This window comes from Aerococcus mictus, assembly GCF_003286595.3.
GTDB lineage: Bacteria > Bacillota > Bacilli > Lactobacillales > Aerococcaceae > Aerococcus > Aerococcus mictus.
The window spans coordinates 1566662-1583435 of record NZ_CP132985.1 but is presented as its reverse complement, the minus strand read 5'-3'; the positions used below and the strand labels follow the sequence as shown (position 1 = coordinate 1583435).

Genomic DNA, 16774 nt, shown 5'->3' with positions numbered 1-16774 from the left:
TCTCAGTTTAATTTAAGTAAAGGAGTAGAGAAATGAAGCTTAAAAAATGGTTATTAAGTGGTTTAACCTTATTAACAGGTTTATCACTAGCCGCATGTGGCAATAGCTCAGGAGAGGGCGATAGCGCTGCTTCTGACGGCCCCGTAGAAATTGAATATTGGTACCCTAACGCCGACACCCAAGGGGGACAAACGGTTACTGAACTGATTAATGAGTTTAACGAGTCCCAAGATGAAGTCCATGTGACCGGTGTTTTCCAATCGGGGATGTACCAAGGCCTAATGCAAAACCTCCAAACCAATGCTGCAGCTGGTCAAGTACCGGCCTTAGTACAAATTGGCTGGTCTTACCGCGAATACTTTGCCAATAACTTTGAATATAGCCAACCCCAAGAAATTATTGACAACTTATCCACCGAAGACAGTAGTTTTATCACCGATAAGTTCGAAGAAAATATCTATAGCCTAGCGACAGCCAATGATGATTCCCAAGTTGGTTTACCTTATTCCTTATCAGTACCGGTAATTTACTTGAATATGGATATCTTAAATGAAGCTGGGGTCAATAAAGATGACCTCAAGACCTGGGAAGATATCCGGGAAGCGGCTCAAACCATCAGTGAAAATACTGACCACACCGGCCTATATATTCAAGAAGCGGAAGATAACTGGAACATCCAATCCATGGTGGAATCTAACGGTTCTCAAATGCTCAAAGACGGTAAAGCCGCTTTTGCTGACGATAAAGGGAAAGAAACCTACCAATTCTACCAAGACATGGTTGAAGAAGGCAGTGCTATTCACGCTTCAGGAGAAGATGGTCAACAAGCCTTCATCTCAGGAAACATCGGTATGTGGCACCAAACCATCGCCCAACGGACCAATGTCATGAATAATGCCAATTTTGAAGCTGTAGCGATTCCTTCTCCTGCCTTTGAAGGCGAAGAAATTAACAAACCAGCTGGGGGTTCTATGCTTGTGGTGACTGCCAAAGATGATGACCAACAATTAGCTGCTTGGAAATTTATGAAGTTCTTATATGAACCAGATAACATTGCTGCCTGGACCAAGGGGACTGGCTATGTGCCACCGACGAAAGATGCTTCTGATAACGAAGAATTACAAACCTTAATTAAAGACGATAAAATCTTCCCTGCAGCCTATGCCAACTTAGAAAATCTGGTTCCTTGGGCACCATTCCCTGGTAACTCTGGTATGCAAGCAGAACAAATGCTCATTGACCTCAAAGACCGTGTCTTAGGTGGGGCTGACGTGGATACCGAAGTACAAAAGACCCAGGATGAAATTAACCAATTGATTAAATAACAGTGCTTGATATTTAGAAGGTGAGGAAATATGAAAGAGCGTTATAAACCGCTATGGTATCTACTACCAGCCATTCTCATTTTTGGTATATTTGTAGCTTGGCCTACACTCTATACTTTATATTTGAGTTTCTTTGAATGGAATATGGTCAGTCCTAAGAAGACATTTGTAGGCTTTGACAATTACATCACTTTGTTTACTGACCCCCTAACTTATAAGATCTTATGGAATACCGTGGTCTATATTCTTATCTTGTTAGTGGTTAACTTTGCTGTCCCTTATGTGATTGCCTTTGTGCTTCATTTCTTAATTCCAAAATTCAAAGACTTCTTTAAATCCGCATTTTTCCTACCTTCATTTATTTCAATGGTGGTTGGATCAATCGTTTACAACTGGATTCTGAACCCAACCTCAGGACCAGTGGCTAAATTATTAGGCTTTGTCGGGATTAACCTCCCTAATTGGTCAACCTCCCAAAGCCTGGTGATTGTGGTTATTTGTTACATTACGGCTTGGAAGGTTTTTGGTTATAACTTTATTACTCTCTATGCAGCTATTTCAGGGATTGATAATGAAGTCATTGAAAGCGCGCGTTTGGATAAAATTCCTTCCTGGCGCGTCTTCAAGGATATTGTTGTTCCCATGTCCTCCTCAACCGGTCTATACGTATTCATTATGACCATTGTTACCGGTCTCCAATACGTTTATACCCCGATTTCGGTCATTACCTCTGGAGGACCTGACAACGCCTCATCCAACTTGATTTATGAGTCCTATAAGAATGCCTTTGTTCTTTTCCAAACCGGCTATTCGGCAGCCATGTCCATAGTGACCTTATTACTCTTTTCTATCTTACTGTTCTTGAACTTCAAGTTCAGCGAAAGGGGTGTCTACTATGCAAACTAGGGGAAAGTGGAGCGCAAGTAATGTTATTTGGACCATTGTCTTCATTCTTATCGTGATCGTTTGGTTAATGCCAATCTTATTTGCATTGGGAACCTCACTGAGACGACTACCGGATGTTTATGACAATGTCCTAGCCTTTATCCCTTTGCAACCGGTCTTTGATAACTACATCAAGTTGATGGACCGCTTGCCCTTACTTCGAATCGTGATGAATACCTTTACCATCGCCACAACTGTAACGGTGGCTAAGTTAGTGATTTCCTTCTTAGCTGCCTATGCCTTTGTCTACTTTGACTTTAGAGCGAAGAAATCATCCTATTTTCTCTTTATTTCTTCCATCTTTATTCCCTTTACGGTAACCATGATTCCTAACTACCTCATGATTAACCGAATGGGACTGGGAGACAATATTTTTGGGGTAGTCTTCCCCTTAGTTGCTGATGCGACCGGGATCTTATTGATGAACCAAGCCATGCGAAATATCCCGTATTCACTGATTGAAGTGGCCAAGTTGGATAATATCTCTGACTGGCGGATTATGAAGGATATCATTGTGCCTTTGATTCGTCCGCAATTGACTTCGACGGGGATTTGGTTCTTTATCAATTCCTGGAACGAATTTGTATGGCCATCCCTCTTCTTAAAAACCGAAGAAAACTTTACCTTACCACTGGCCTTACAACTCTTTATGTCGGCAGAAGGTGGTACTGACTTTACCGTTGCCATGGCAATATCCGTGATTACCATGAGTATCCCGCTATTACTCTACCTGGTATTCCAAAAATACATTATCGGTACCTTCACCTCAGCCGGTATTAAATAGATTAGCGACAAAGTAAGGAGTGTAAAAAAAGTAATGACTAGAATCTTATTAGATAACATCAAAAAAGCTTACGGCGATACCGTCATCATGGAAGACATGAGCTTCTCAGTTGAAGAGGGTGAGCGTTTAGTTTTACTCGGCCCATCTGGTTGTGGGAAGTCCACCATCTTGCGGATGATTGCCGGCTTTGAAGAAATTACGGATGGTAATTTGATGTTTGACGAACAAAAGGTGAATGAAGTGGCTCCTGGAGACCGTAATGTAGCCATGGTTTTCCAAAACTATGCCCTTTATCCCCATATGAATGTTTATGACAACATCACTTATGGCCTTAAGGTTAACAAGGTTCCTAAAGACCGGATCGATAACCGGGTCAATGAAGTAGTGGATGCCTTAGACTTAGAAAAATATTTACAACGTAAACCCGCCGAATTATCTGGTGGGCAACGGCAACGGGTAGCTCTAGCCCGCGCCACAGTGAAAGATAGTGATGTCTTCCTTTTAGACGAACCCCTATCTAACTTAGATGCTAAGTTACGGGTTTCTGCCCGTGAGTCCTTAGTGGATATTCATAGACGTTATCAACAAACCATGATTTACGTGACTCACGACCAAATCGAGGCCATGACCTTCGCAGACCGGATTGCTCTGTTGAACTTTGGGGAATTACAGCAAATCGATTCACCGGAAAATATTTACCATACCCCGGCTAATATCTTTACCGCCCGCTTTATTGGGAACCCACCGATGAATATCTTTGATAACAGTTCCTACAAGGATGGCCGGCTCTTTATCCATGAGCAATCGGCCCCTCTAGCCCCTGAATGGGTAGAATATATTGAAGCAGGTAACTATCGCAACCTCAAGGTGGGTATTCGTCCAGAAGCGATCAAGGTGACTGTAAATCCTACAGAGACCACCTTCACTGGGGTAGTCAGCCATGTTGAAAACCAAGGAGCTAACTACGCTAATTATGTAGATATCGCTGGCGAAACCATGGTGGTCTTAACCCAAATCCGCCTGGCTGATCCAGGGGACCCGATTTATATGGAATTTGAAAAGTATGACTTACATTTCTTTGATGTCGATACCACGAATTCCATTGGCTATCCAGAAAATATTCTAAATGCCAAGCGCTTATCTGCTGGTCAAAAACCACTACCGATCGGAGCAGAAGAGCCCAAAGTTCCAACAGCTAATAAAAAATAATAATATAGAAAGAGGGTTAAAGAAGGATGTCATTAAAAAATAGAATCTTCAAGGGAGCCATGGCTCTCTTGGCTGGACTCTCCCTTGCAGCCTGTGGCAATGGGGGTTCAGAATCCGCAAGTAACAATGGTGGGGGCGACGGCCCGATTGAAATTGAATATTGGCATGGTAATGCTGATACCCAAGGGGGCCAACAAGTTAAAGAATTAGTGGATAAATTCAATGAGTCCCAAGATGAAGTTCACGTGACCCCTGTGTATAATGAAGGTTTATACGTTGGTTTGATGAAGAACCTCCAAACCCAAGCAGCGGCGAAGAAATACCCAGCTGTGGTCCAAATTGGTTGGGCTTACCGGGAATACTTCGATGAGAACTTTGAATCCATGAAACCCGCTGAGTTGATTGACAAGTATGCGGCTGAAGAAGATAAAGACTATATGGATACCAAGTTCCATGATGAATTCACCAACCTCGCTAAGAACTTAGAAGGGGAAGTTCTCGGATTTCCTTACTCTGCTTCCACTGCGGTTATCTTCGTCAATGAAGACCTCCTTGCAGAAGCTGGCGTGAACCCTGATGAAATCAAGACCTATGAAGACTTATTTGAAGCCGCAAAAACGGTTAAAGATAAAACCGGGAAATATGGTTTAAACATTGACCAATCCAACGACAACTGGACTTCCCAACAATTAATTGAATCCAACGGGGGTAAAGTGGTTACTGATGATGGCAAGACAGCCATCGGTTCTGATGAATCCATTGAAGCTATGGGCTTATGGGCAAAAGGCATTGAAGAAGGTTATGTCTTTAATGGACAAACTGCTGACGGCCAACAATCATTCATTACTGGTGACGTGGCTATGACTAACTCTACTATTGCCCAACGTGGTAACATTACCCGTAACGCCAGCTTCAATGCTAAAGCTATTCCACTACCAAGCTTTGGGGACAAGGAACGTGCTATTCCGGCTGGGGGTTCATTCTTAGCCGTAACTGCTCAAGATAAAGCTGAACAAGAAGCGTCTTGGAAATTTATTAAGTTCCTCTTTGAACCAGACAACATCGCTATTTGGGACGAAGGGACTGGTTACCTCCCACCAACGACCGATGCAACTGAAAATGATACCTTGAAGAAATTGATTGAAGAAGATCAAATGTATCAAACCTCTTATGGTCAAATGGAAGACTTAGTACCATTCTCATCCTTCCCAGGGACCAATGGTTTACAAGCTTCGGAGAAATTCAGAGATGCCCGTGACCGGATCTTTACTGGTGTGTCTGCTTCTGAAGAACTGCCTAAAGCAGAAGATGAAATTAATGAATTATTAAACTAGTCTGATTAAGTGAAAGCTGGGGCAAGGGGATGCTCCAGCTTTTTTCGCCAATTTATGCAAGGGGGATAATATGGTTAAAGTCATTAAGAAATTTATCCAGGGCAAGCACCCCGACCAAGGGCTCTGTGAAGATACTTATTTTATCAACGAAGACTATGTGGCTGTGATCGATGGGGTGAGTTCCAAATCGAACTTTCACTACCAGGGAAAAACCACAGGTCAATTAGCCAGCCAACTTATTAAAGAGGCTCTGAAAGAATTGCCAAAAGAAGCCCAATTGGAAGACATTTTAGCGGCTATCAACGCCGCCATTAACAAGTTCTACCAAGATGTTACTTTCAATTTAGACCGGGGAGAATATGGTCTTCAGGCTGTTATGGCCCTATACAGCCGTTATTTGGGTAAAATTTTCCTGGTGGGGGACTGTCAAGCCCGGGTAAATGGTAAGAATTATTACCAGGCCAAGTTATCTGATGAGGTCTTAAGTCAGATGCGCTCATTGGTACTAGCCATTGAAGCAGACCAGGGAGCTGACCAGACCCAGGATCCGGGCCGGGAAGTGATCCTGCCTTGGATTATCCAAGCCACTTGCTTTGCTAATCAAGATGATACGCCATATGGCTATGCAGTGATCAATGGGGAAGCGATCCCTGCTTCCTTAATTCAGGTCATTCCCGTTCATGCGGGGGATCAGGTCACCTTAACGAGTGATGGTTACCCAGAGATTAAGGAAGATTTTACTGCTACTGAGTCCTACCTAGAAGCGATACTGACTAAAGATCCACAAATGTGTCGCGACTTTCTCTCTACTAAGGGGCTCAATCTCCGCTATAACAGTTTTGACGACCGTTGTTATGTCGAATTCATTGTGACTTAGGAAGGAAATACTTATGGAAATTAACAACCCGCAAGATAAATTTACTAAGACTGGTCAAGTCATCTCTAATCCGGGCTATACGGTGATTTCCTTTGCTAATGAGGCGATGGATGACATCGTCGCTTATGGAAAGCAGGTACAAGCAACTTTTTCTACTTTGCCACAGGAAGACCGAGACAAACTGGCCCTCTTACCTCCGTCTAGTTTTCATATTACTGTCCTTGGTCTCTTTAAGGAGCGTGACCAGGGAACAGACAAATGGCCCGCTTTCTTACCGAAAACTTACTCCCGGCAAAAGATCAAACAGGCTCTCTTGCAACGGTTTAACCAGGTAGCTAAACCGCAAAATATAAAAATGCAGGTAACGAGATTGATTCCCCAAGCTATTCTCCTAGAGCCTAGTGATGTGGATAGTTACCACCGCTTAGACAATTACCGCCGGCAACTGGCGGATGCCTTTCAACTGCCCTTGGAAGAGGATTATCAGTTTCATATGAGCTTATCCTATCTTTTAGGAGAGGAGAGTTCGGCTATCACTGATATCTGCCAGCAACTAGAAGGCGAACTCTTAAAACTAGAACCCTTTCTCTTACCCCAGCCAGACCTGGCCTTCTATGAAGATATGTTAGCCTTTCACCCTTTGCTCAATAGTGGTACTTACCCAGGAGGCAAGTATGCGACAAGTGATTATTGATACCGATCCCGGTACGGATGACAGCCTAGCTATCTTACTCGCCCTTACTCAGCCTGATATCGAAGTCCTTGGCCTCACAACGGTTCAGGGAAACCAGCCCTTAGACCAGATTAACGCCAATGCCACTAGCTTGGTAAACTATCTAGGTTTAAACACCCCGGTGTACTCTGGTTCAGTCTATACCAGCAAGAATCCGGTCATTAAAGCGAGCCAGCGCCAGGCCTATCACGGAGGTGGAGGAATGGGAACTTTGGACCTTCCAGCCAATAAAGCCTTACTCGCTGAGGAAAGTGCGGTTGATTTTATTATCCGAGCGGTTAAGGCTAATCCTAAAAAGGTAGATATTTTGACCCTAGGGCCGTTAACGAATTTAGGACGCTGTCTGGAAAAAGAGTCCGACTTAGTTAATAACTTGGGTCAGGTCTATTCTATGGGCGGTGGCATCCACAAAGGTAAGCTGACGCCGGTGACGGAATTTAACTATGGCTATGACGCTCATTCGGCCCAGAAGGTCTATCAACAATTTGGTCCTCAAAATCCAATTACCATGTGTGGTTTGGATGCCAGTTACCAGGCGGTCTTTAGCCCTGAAATTATTGGAAAAATTGAGCAAAACTTTCCTAAATTAGCCCGTCTCTTTCACGCCTTATTTGACGGTCAGATCAAAACCTACCAAGAGCGGGAGAGCTTACCCGGCTGTGTTATCCATGATGTCATGGCTTTTATGGTCTATTATGACCCTGACTTTGTGGAGGAAGCACCCTTGACTTCCATGACCATTGTGACAGACAGTGACTTGGTTCAGGGACTCTGTGTGGCTGACTTGGAGGGACGTTTCGATCAAGTGACTAATGCGCGAGTAGTGATGAAAATTAATCGCGACCGTTATTTTAATCAGCTTATGGAGGCATTTAGCAATTTGGAAGCAAAACTCCCTACATAAATACTATATAAGTAATCCATCGAGCCCTCTAGACTCTCTTTTTTATAAGACAGTCCAGAGGGCTTTTTCTATTCTACATTTTATAAATATTATTTTTGTACCTGTTGATTGTATTTTGATAAGTACAAATATGTATAATAGCGTCTCAATATGTAGGCAATTTATCAGTTTTTTATAATATATGGAACAAATTATTACATTTTTTGTGTATTAAAGGACATCCAATCTAGTTAAAAAATACAAGAAATTGTACATTCGATCTTTACGATTATTAAATAAAAATTAGTTAATTATCGATAAACGCTGTTATTTGGCGATTTATCGATTTTTTTATAAAATAATAATTTGAGTACAAAAATGTTTTTTTATTAAAAATACCTAATTGACCTAGTAAACCTTAAATTTTTTTGCTTAACTGGCAAGGTAAAACTTTTACTGTCACCCGACCCAATAGAAAATGTGACGTTAATTAGCTAGCTATAGAGAAAGTAGTTGAAAAAATGGTAGGAAAAAATAATTTTAAGCTGTTACGGGAGAAAAATAGCAATCGCTATTACCGCTACAGCATCAAACGTTTAAATATAGGAGTGGCCTCAGTCGCTGTTGCTGTGGGTTTACTCTTTATGGGAGACGCTTCGGTAGTTCGCGCTGCCGCTGATGAAGCTCACACAGAAGAAAGCTCACTTCCAGCAGATTCTGCCCACACGCTTACGGCTGACACCAGTGCCATACTGGAAAATGCCGCTAAGAGTGAAAATGTAGAAAAAGTTGAAGCAAATGCTCCAGCAGATTCTGTTAGCGATAAGGCTGAAACAGAACCAGCCCCAGCGGCTGAAGTCGCTCCAGCAACAGAAGTAGCACCTGTTGAGGAAGCTCCAGCTAAGGCAGAGGAAGCAACAGAAGCGCCAGCAGCTGAAGACAAGGCTCAAAGCCCAGCTGAAGCTGATCAGGCTAAAGAAAATAAAGAAGAAAAAGCAGCTGACACTGTGTCTCCAGAAGTGGGTGAATTGTCAGACAAAAAAGAAACTCCTCAAAGCCAAGCAGGTAACTATGCGGCAGCTGAAGGAGCTGAAATTCCAGGCGCTTCTGCAGAAGCTGCCCGTGATGCAGGCCTCGACCGTTTAGCTAAGAGCATCTTAGGGGCAGCTAACCCTCAAGAAGCGCTTAGAACAGAACTCAAGGACATCTATACCGACGAAGAGATCGAAGGGATCGTTAAGAACGTTGATTTATCTAAAGTCAGCAACGGCCGTCAGTTGATGGAAGAAGTCTCCAAGGCCGGCGTTCAATACGCAGGCGACAAACGCCGTACAGGCTTTGCCTTCTATGCCGCACATGAAACACCGACTGAAGTTCGGGTTGGGGGAGCCCCTGTTGCCTTAGGGAATGCGAATACACCGATTACCCATCAAGGGGATGGGATTGTCCATGGATCGGATGGAACAAATAATGCTCATTACACCTTAAAAGCAGTTCCTAATCGAGCAGCCAATAAGGTTGATTTTGAATTGACTTATCGCTTGGATCCAAAAGCGGTAGCCCAATTAGGGGGATCGGTTAACCACCAACCTCGTTTCGGGATTGAACTAGGTAGCGGCTTCAACTATAATCCAGCAGTCGGTATTCCAGCTCAAGCTAGCGTTCCAGGAAATAGATCCCGCCAACCTAGAACTGTTCAAATGAAAAGTGGGGCAGCCACTGGGTATGCTGGTTTATCGATGGGTACGGACTATTCTTTAAGTAACTATGACGTTAAGAACGGTTACCCATTGGTTTATAAATTCTCCGTTCCTGTAAAGGATTGGAATGGTAAGTTAGACTATAAGACTACCATTGGGATGTTTAACTCAGCTATGGGTGCTGCAGGTACAGCAAATGTGGACCCAGCGTCTCGTCACAATTATTTCTACAACACTCGTACTCAACAAGGTGACTTTAACCCAGATATTAACTTCGGTACTCGTGAAAAAGTAGAACGAACACCAATTAATTTCCAAACTAAGTACAAAACTTCAACAGAATTGCCTATTGGTGAAACTAGAGAAGTCAAGGCTGGGGAAAAAGGGATTACCAAGCATATCAAGACCATCCGTACCTATAAGGGCGTTGATCTTGGTGAGATTGGAACACGTACCGAAATTGAAAAACCACCAGTAGACGCTGAGTTCCTACTCGGGGTAGGCCTACCTGAAGGTCAAAAATTACCAATCGAACCTCCAGTAGTTGAACCTCGTCTATCAGGAGATAATACAGTTAGTGGTTTAGCTGAACCGAATAAGGATATTGTCGTTACTATTGGCAATAATACGTATCCTACACGTACAGACAATCGAGGGAACTTTACAATCACCGTTCCAAAACTACATGAAGGGGACATTATTTCAGCTGTAGTTCAAGACGGTAACCGGACTAGTCGCCCAGGTAAGACCATCGTTCCTCGTGACGGTCGGACCCCTCAAATTTCAACCCAACGTGGTGAAAAAGATGGTCGCCCAGGGACTAAGGTAATCGTAACTGATCCTGCAACTGGAAGAACCTTAAATGAAACTTTCGTCTATGATGGCCAACAAGGTCCAAAAGGTGAACAAGGTGTTGCCGGTCCTCAAGGTCCAAAAGGTGAGAAAGGTGAGAAAGGTGATCCAGGCGTAGCCGGACCACAAGGCGCTAAGGGTGAAAAGGGCGAAGACGGTAAGACTTACGTTCCAGTCGTTGACCGCGATGAAACTAAGAAAGAAACTACCATTAAGTTCTATCCAGCAAATCCAGACGGTTCTGCTGACACCACTAAAAACCCTGTCGCAACTGGCATCGTTAAAGACGGTCAAGACGGCGCTAAGGGTGACAAGGGTGAGACTGGCGCTACCGGCGCAACAGGTGCTCAAGGTGCCAAGGGCGAAGATGGTAAATCTTTCGTTCCAGTTGTAAGCCGCGACGAAGCTAAGAAAGAAACTACCATCAAGTTCTACCCAGCAAATCCAGATGGTTCTGCTGATACAAGTAAAGAGCCAGTCGCTAAAGGTACTGTTAAAGACGGTGAAAAAGGCGAACGCGGTGAAGTTGGACCTCAAGGCCCACAAGGTATCGCTGGTCCTAAAGGTGACAAAGGTGAAACCGGAGCAACCGGCGCCCAAGGTCCAAAAGGTGATACCGGCGCACAAGGGCCTAAGGGTGAACAAGGCGAAAAAGGCGACCCAGGTGCTCAAGGTACTCCAGGTAAGGACGGCCGTGACGGCTTAAGCCCACTGGTTGATGTTCGTCGTAATGACGCTAACGATGGGGTTATCATCACCGTAACGCCACGTCACTACAATGCCCAAGGTCAACCTGAAAACGGGACGCCAACCACTAGCGAAGTTAAAGATGGTGCTCCTGGTACTGACGGCAAGACCTATGTTCCCGTTGTTGAAAAAGGGACTGATGGTATTACCCATATCAAGTTCTACCCAGCCAAAAAAGATGGCACGCCTGATAAAGACCAACAACCGATCGCAACCGGTCAAGTTAAAGACGGGGCTAAAGGTGAAAAAGGCGACCCAGGCATCCAAGGCCCTCAAGGTGAAAAGGGTGAAACTGGTGCGACCGGTGCCCAAGGTGAGAAGGGTAAAGATGGTGTCGACGGCAAGTCCTACGTTCCAGTTGTTGAACGCGATGAGGCCGGCAAACAAACGACCATCAAATTCTACCCAGCTAATACCGATGGCACAGCCGACAAGACCCAAAAACCTGTCGCTGAAGGTATCGTAAAAGACGGCGAAAAGGGTGAAACCGGTGCAACCGGCGCCCAAGGTGAGAAGGGTAAAGATGGTGCAGACGGCAAGTCTTACGTTCCAGTTGTCGAGCGCGATGAGCCTAACAAACAAGCCACCATTAAATTCTACCCAGCCAAGGCAGACGGCACAGCAGATAAGGCTCAAAAGCCAATCGCTGAAGGTGTCGTAAAAGATGGCGAAAAGGGTGAAAAAGGTGATACTGGCGCGACCGGCGCAACAGGTGCTCAAGGTGCCCAAGGCGAAAAAGGCCAAGACGGTGCAGACGGCAAGACTTTTGTTCCAGTTGTAGAGAAGGGCGAAAATGGTGTCACAACCATCAAGTTCTACCCAGCTACCCCAACAGGAGAAGCCGATAAGAGCCAAAAACCTGTCGCAACTGGTCAAGTTAACGACGGTAAGGATGGCAAAACCCCACTGATCGAAACAACTCGTGTGGACGACGCTGATCCTAAAGAAAATGGTAACCAACCAGGCACCAAAGTCACCATTAAAGATCCAGTCACCAAAGAAGTCCTAAGCGAAAGCTTTGTTAAAGATGGCGTGAAGGGTGACAAGGGTGAGAAAGGTGACCCAGGTCAAAATGGCCGCGATGGTTTAACCCCATTAGTGGATGTTAAACGTAACCCAACTAACGATGGCGTGATCATTACCCTGACCCCACGTTCTTACAATGAACAGGGTGAAGTGGTTAATGGTGACCCTGTGACCAGCGAAGTTAAAGACGGAGCCAAGGGTGATCCTGGTAAAGACGGCAAGAGCCCAATCGTTGAAACCGCTCGTGTAGCCGACGCTGATCCAAACACAGACGGCGACCAACCAGGGACCAAAGTAACGGTTAAAGATCCTGAAGGTAAGACTGTCTTGAGCGAAAGCTTCGTTAAAGATGGCGAAAAAGGTGAAAAAGGCGACAAGGGTAAGGATGGACTGACTTACGCGCCAGTCGTTGAAAAAGGCAAAGACGGCGTCACCACCATCAAATTCTACCCAGTGGATCCTCAAACGGGCCAACCTGACAAGTCTAAGCAACCATTCGCTGAAGGCCAAGTCAAAGACGGCGCTAAAGGTGACAAGGGTGACCCAGGTCAAGATGGTAAGACCTATGCTCCAGTTATCACTAAGGGAGAAGACGGCACAACTTCAATCAAGTTCTATCCTGTTAACCCAGAAACTAAGAAACCAGACACGACCCAAGAACCTGTCGCAACTGGCGAAGTTAAGGATGGGAAAAACGGTAAGGACGGCTTAACGCCTAAGGTTGAAACCCGCCGCAACGATACCAACGATGGTGTCATCATCAAGGTCACCCCACAAGTTCGCGATGACCAGGGTAATGTCGTCGACGGTACGCCAACTGAAACGGAAGTTAAAGACGGCAAGAATGGCGAAAACGGCAAGACTTACGTTCCAGTTGTTGAGCGCGATGAGCCTAACAAACAAACAACCATTAAGTTCTACCCAGCTAATGCAGAGGGTAAAGCTGATACGACCAAGGACCCAGTAGCCACCGGCCAAGTCAAAGACGGGGCTAAAGGCGACAAGGGTGAAAAAGGTGACCAAGGTGAGAAAGGCCTAGACGGCAAGAACGGTACAGACGGTAAGACCTTTGTTCCAGTTGTTGAGAAGGGCAAAGACGGTGTCACCACCATCAAGTTCTACCCAGCTAATGCAGAGGGTCAAGCCGACAAGACCAAAGATCCAGTCGCTACTGGTGAAGTCAAAGATGGGAAGACTCCAATCGTTGAAACCAGCCGTGTAGAAGATGCCGATCCAAGTATTGAAGGCAAGCAACCAGGTACTAAGATTGTGGTCAAAGATCCAGAAACCAAGGCTGTTATTAGCGAAAGTTTCGTCACAGATGGTATCGATGGCAAGACCTTTGCGCCAGTGGTTGAAAAGGGTAAAGATGGCGTAACGACCATTAAATTCTACCCAGTAGATCCTAAGACTGGTGAGGCTGATAAGACCCAGAACCCTGTTGCGATAGGTGAAGTTAAGGACGGTAAAGACGGCCTAACGCCTAAGGTTGAAACCCGTCGCAACGATACTAACGATGGTGTGATCATCAAGGTGACCCCACAAGTTCGTGATGCCCAAGGTAATGTCGTAGACGGTACCCCAACTGAAACGGAAGTTAAGGACGGCAAGAACGGCGAAAACGGTAAGACCTACGTTCCAGTCGTTGAAAAGGGTGACAATGGCGTAACAACCATTAAGTTCTACCCAGCTAATGCAGAGGGTAAAGCTGATACGACCAAGGACCCAGTAGCCACCGGCCAAGTCAAAGACGGCGCTAAAGGCGACAAGGGTGAAAAAGGTGATCCAGGTGAGAAAGGTCAAGACGGTAAGAACGGCGAAAACGGTAAGACCTTTGCTCCTGTTGTCACTAAAGGTGCAGATGGCACAACCTCCATCAAGTTCTACCCAGTGAATCCAGAAACGGGCAAGGCGGATGAAAGTCAACCAGCTGTTGCTGAAGGTACTGTGAAGGATGGCCAAGACGGCAAGAGCCCAGTTGTTGAAACGACCCGCGTAGAAGACGCCGATCCAACGACTGAAGGCAATCAACCAGGCACCAAGGTCACTGTCAAAGACCCAGAAACCGGCAATGTTATTAGCGAAAGCTTCGTTAAAGACGGCGAAAAAGGTGAAAAAGGTGACAAGGGGACCGATGGTAAGACCCCAGTTGTTGAAACGACCCGCGTAGAAGACGCCGATCCAACAACTGAAGGCAATCAACCAGGCACCAAGGTGACGGTTAAAGACCCAGAAACTAACAAGGTCATCAGCGAAAGCTTTGTCAAAGATGGTAACGACGGTCAGAGCTACGCCCCAGTCGTTAAGAAGGGCGAAGATGGCACAACCACCATCAAGTTCTACCCAGTAGATCCTAAGACCGGTAAGGCTGATGAAAGCAAACCAGCTGTTGCAGAAGGAACCGTCAAAGATGGTGTCAACGGTAAGTCCGCTTACACCACGGTTGTTGAAGGTCCAAACGCAGCCGGTGAACCAGGCCAATGGATCATCAACTACTTCGACAAGAACGGCGACGGCAAGTTCACCGACGACGAAATTGTTTCCACCCAATTTGTCCGCAACGGTAAAGATGGGAAAGACGGTAAGGACGGTAAGACCTATGCTCCTGTTCTTGAAAAAGGCGCAGACGGTACAACCTCGATTAAGTTCTATCCAGTCAACCCTGAAACTGGTAAAGCAGATCAAACGCAACCAGCCGTAGCAGAAGGAACCGTCAAGGATGGCCAAGATGGTAAGACCTTCGCTCCAGTCCTCGAAAAAGGTAAAGACGGCGAAACCACCATCAAGTTCTACCCAGTTAACCCAGAAACTAAACAGCCAGACACGACTCAAGCCCCTGTTGCAGAAGGCAAGGTGAAGGATGGCAAGGACGGTCTCAGTCCTAAGATTGAAACACGTCGTAACGATGCTAACGATGGTGTGATCATCAAGGTGACCCCACAAGTTCGTGATGCTCAAGGTAATGTTGTTGACGGGACGCCAAGTGAAACAGAAGTCAAGGACGGCCAAAACGGCAAGACTTACGCTCCTGTTGTAACGAAGGGCCAAGACGGCACAACTTCTATCAAGTTCTACCCAGTGAATCCTAAGACTGGCAAGGCCGATACTGAACAACCAGCTGTTGCAGAAGGAACAGTTAAAGACGGTGCTGACGGCAAGACCTTCGCCCCAGTTGTTGAGAAGGGTGCAGACGGTACAACCTCGATTAAGTTCTACCCAGTAGATCCTAAGACCGGTCAGCCAGACACCAGCCAACCAGCTGTCGCAGAAGGTGCAGTCAAAGACGGTAAGTCTGCCTACACTACCGTTGTTGAAGGACCAAATGCAGCCAATGAACTAGGCCGCTGGATTATCAACTACTTCGATAAGAACGGCGACGGTAAGTTCACCGACGATGAAGTCGTATCTGCCCAATTCGTTCGCGATGGTAAGGACGGCAAAGATGGTGTTGACGGCAAGACCTTTGCCCCAGTTGTAGAAAAAGGTCAAGATGGCACAACGACCATCAAGTTCTACCCAGTTGATCCTAAGACAGGTAAAGCGGACACGACCCAACCAGCTGTTGCAGAAGGTGCAGTCAAAGACGGGGCAAACGGCAAGTCTGCCTACACTACTGTCGTTGAAGGACCAAATGCAGCCGGCGAGCCTGGCCGCTGGATCATCAACTACTTCGACAAGAACAACGACGGCAAGTTCACCGACGATGAAGTCGTATCTGCCCAATTCGTTCGCGATGGTAAGGATGGTCAAGATGGCAAGTCTCCAATAGTCGAAGTGAAGGACAACGGTGACGGTACCCATACCATCACCACCAAGAACCCAGACGGCAGCGTGAACTCTACCACTACCGTTAAGAACGGTAAGGACGGTAAGTCGCCAGTCGTTGAAAGCACTCGGGTTGAAGATGCCGATCCAAATACCCCAGATAATCAACCAGGTACCAAGATTACGGTCAAAGATCCAGAAACCGGTAAGGTCATCAGCGAAACTTTCGTCAAAGATGGTGTCAACGGTAAGGATGGTAATGACGGTAAGAACGGTATCGATGGCAAGAGCTTTGCGCCAGTCGTTGAGAAGGGCCAAGATGGCACGACCACGATTAAGTTCTACCCAGTAGATCCTAAGACTGGCAAGCCAGACACCACTCAACCAGCCGTTGCAGAAGGTTCTGTGAAGGACGGTAAGGATGGCAAGTCGCCAGTCGTTGAAGCAAGCCGCGTTGACGACCTCGATCCTAACACCCCTGGCAACCAAGCCGGCACTAAGATTATTGTCAAAGATCCAGAAACCGGCACTGTTGTTCATGAAAGCTATGTGAAAGACGGTCAAGACGGCAAGTCTCCAGAAATCACCAGCTAG

9 protein-coding genes are annotated in these 16774 nt (G+C 45.8%); all 9 read left to right on the top strand.

All coding sequences use genetic code 11. The annotated features are described in order from the left end of the window. Positions 1 to 32 precede the first annotated feature (32 nt). The 9 genes from DBT49_RS07205 (at position 33) to DBT49_RS07165 (ending at position 16774) form a co-directional block, all read left to right on the top strand. Positions 33 to 1325 (top strand): ABC transporter substrate-binding protein, encoded by a 1293-nt coding sequence (locus DBT49_RS07205; RefSeq protein WP_101560376.1) that lies wholly within the window; start codon positions 33 to 35, stop codon positions 1323 to 1325. Positions 1326 to 1355: 30 nt separating this feature from the next. Continuing rightward, a complete protein-coding gene (locus tag DBT49_RS07200; RefSeq protein ID WP_064292961.1) occupies positions 1356 to 2231 on the top strand; it encodes a carbohydrate ABC transporter permease in 876 nt (291 codons plus the stop codon). After that, positions 2221 to 3054, top strand: a complete 834-nt coding sequence (locus DBT49_RS07195; RefSeq protein WP_070560388.1) for a carbohydrate ABC transporter permease — start codon at positions 2221 to 2223, stop codon at positions 3052 to 3054. The genes DBT49_RS07200 and DBT49_RS07195 overlap by 11 nt, the downstream gene beginning before the upstream one ends. Before the next feature lie 33 nt (positions 3055 to 3087). Continuing rightward, the gene (locus DBT49_RS07190; protein ID WP_070560390.1) at positions 3088 to 4263 is read left to right on the top strand and encodes an ABC transporter ATP-binding protein; all 1176 of its coding nucleotides are present in this window, start codon (positions 3088 to 3090) and stop codon (positions 4261 to 4263) included. A gap of 26 nt (positions 4264 to 4289) precedes the next feature. Then, on the top strand, positions 4290 to 5597 hold the full coding sequence (locus DBT49_RS07185) for an ABC transporter substrate-binding protein (RefSeq protein WP_070560391.1): 1308 nt from the start codon (positions 4290 to 4292) through the stop codon (positions 5595 to 5597). Between the two features lie 70 nt (positions 5598 to 5667). Continuing rightward, entirely contained in the window at positions 5668 to 6474 is an 807-nt protein-coding gene (locus DBT49_RS07180; RefSeq protein WP_070560392.1) for a hypothetical protein, read from the top strand. 13 nt (positions 6475 to 6487) lie between these two features. Beyond that, on the top strand, positions 6488 to 7168 hold the full coding sequence (locus tag DBT49_RS07175) for a DUF1868 domain-containing protein (protein WP_070560394.1): 681 nt from the start codon (positions 6488 to 6490) through the stop codon (positions 7166 to 7168). Continuing rightward, positions 7149 to 8111 carry a nucleoside hydrolase gene (locus DBT49_RS07170; RefSeq protein WP_070560396.1) on the top strand — a complete coding sequence of 321 codons (963 nt, stop codon included), beginning with the start codon at positions 7149 to 7151 and terminating at the stop codon, positions 8109 to 8111. The genes DBT49_RS07175 and DBT49_RS07170 overlap by 20 nt, the downstream gene beginning before the upstream one ends. Before the next feature lie 500 nt (positions 8112 to 8611). Beyond that, a complete protein-coding gene (locus DBT49_RS07165; protein WP_111872377.1) occupies positions 8612 to 16774 on the top strand; it encodes a collagen-flanked surface repeat-containing protein in 8163 nt (2720 codons plus the stop codon).

What these genes read in the sequence shown, in the direction of transcription:
- DBT49_RS07205 (WP_101560376.1), top strand. Translation starts at nt 33, where the DNA reads ATGAAGCTTAAAAAATGGTTATTAAGTGGTTTAACCTTATTAACAGGT.
- DBT49_RS07200 (WP_064292961.1), top strand. Translation starts at nt 1,356, where the DNA reads ATGAAAGAGCGTTATAAACCGCTATGGTATCTACTACCAGCCATTCTC.
- DBT49_RS07195 (WP_070560388.1), top strand. Translation starts at nt 2,221, where the DNA reads ATGCAAACTAGGGGAAAGTGGAGCGCAAGTAATGTTATTTGGACCATT.
- DBT49_RS07190 (WP_070560390.1), top strand. Translation starts at nt 3,088, where the DNA reads ATGACTAGAATCTTATTAGATAACATCAAAAAAGCTTACGGCGATACC.
- DBT49_RS07185 (WP_070560391.1), top strand. Translation starts at nt 4,290, where the DNA reads ATGTCATTAAAAAATAGAATCTTCAAGGGAGCCATGGCTCTCTTGGCT.
- DBT49_RS07180 (WP_070560392.1), top strand. Translation starts at nt 5,668, where the DNA reads ATGGTTAAAGTCATTAAGAAATTTATCCAGGGCAAGCACCCCGACCAA.
- DBT49_RS07175 (WP_070560394.1), top strand. Translation starts at nt 6,488, where the DNA reads ATGGAAATTAACAACCCGCAAGATAAATTTACTAAGACTGGTCAAGTC.
- DBT49_RS07170 (WP_070560396.1), top strand. Translation starts at nt 7,149, where the DNA reads ATGCGACAAGTGATTATTGATACCGATCCCGGTACGGATGACAGCCTA.
- DBT49_RS07165 (WP_111872377.1), top strand. Translation starts at nt 8,612, where the DNA reads ATGGTAGGAAAAAATAATTTTAAGCTGTTACGGGAGAAAAATAGCAAT.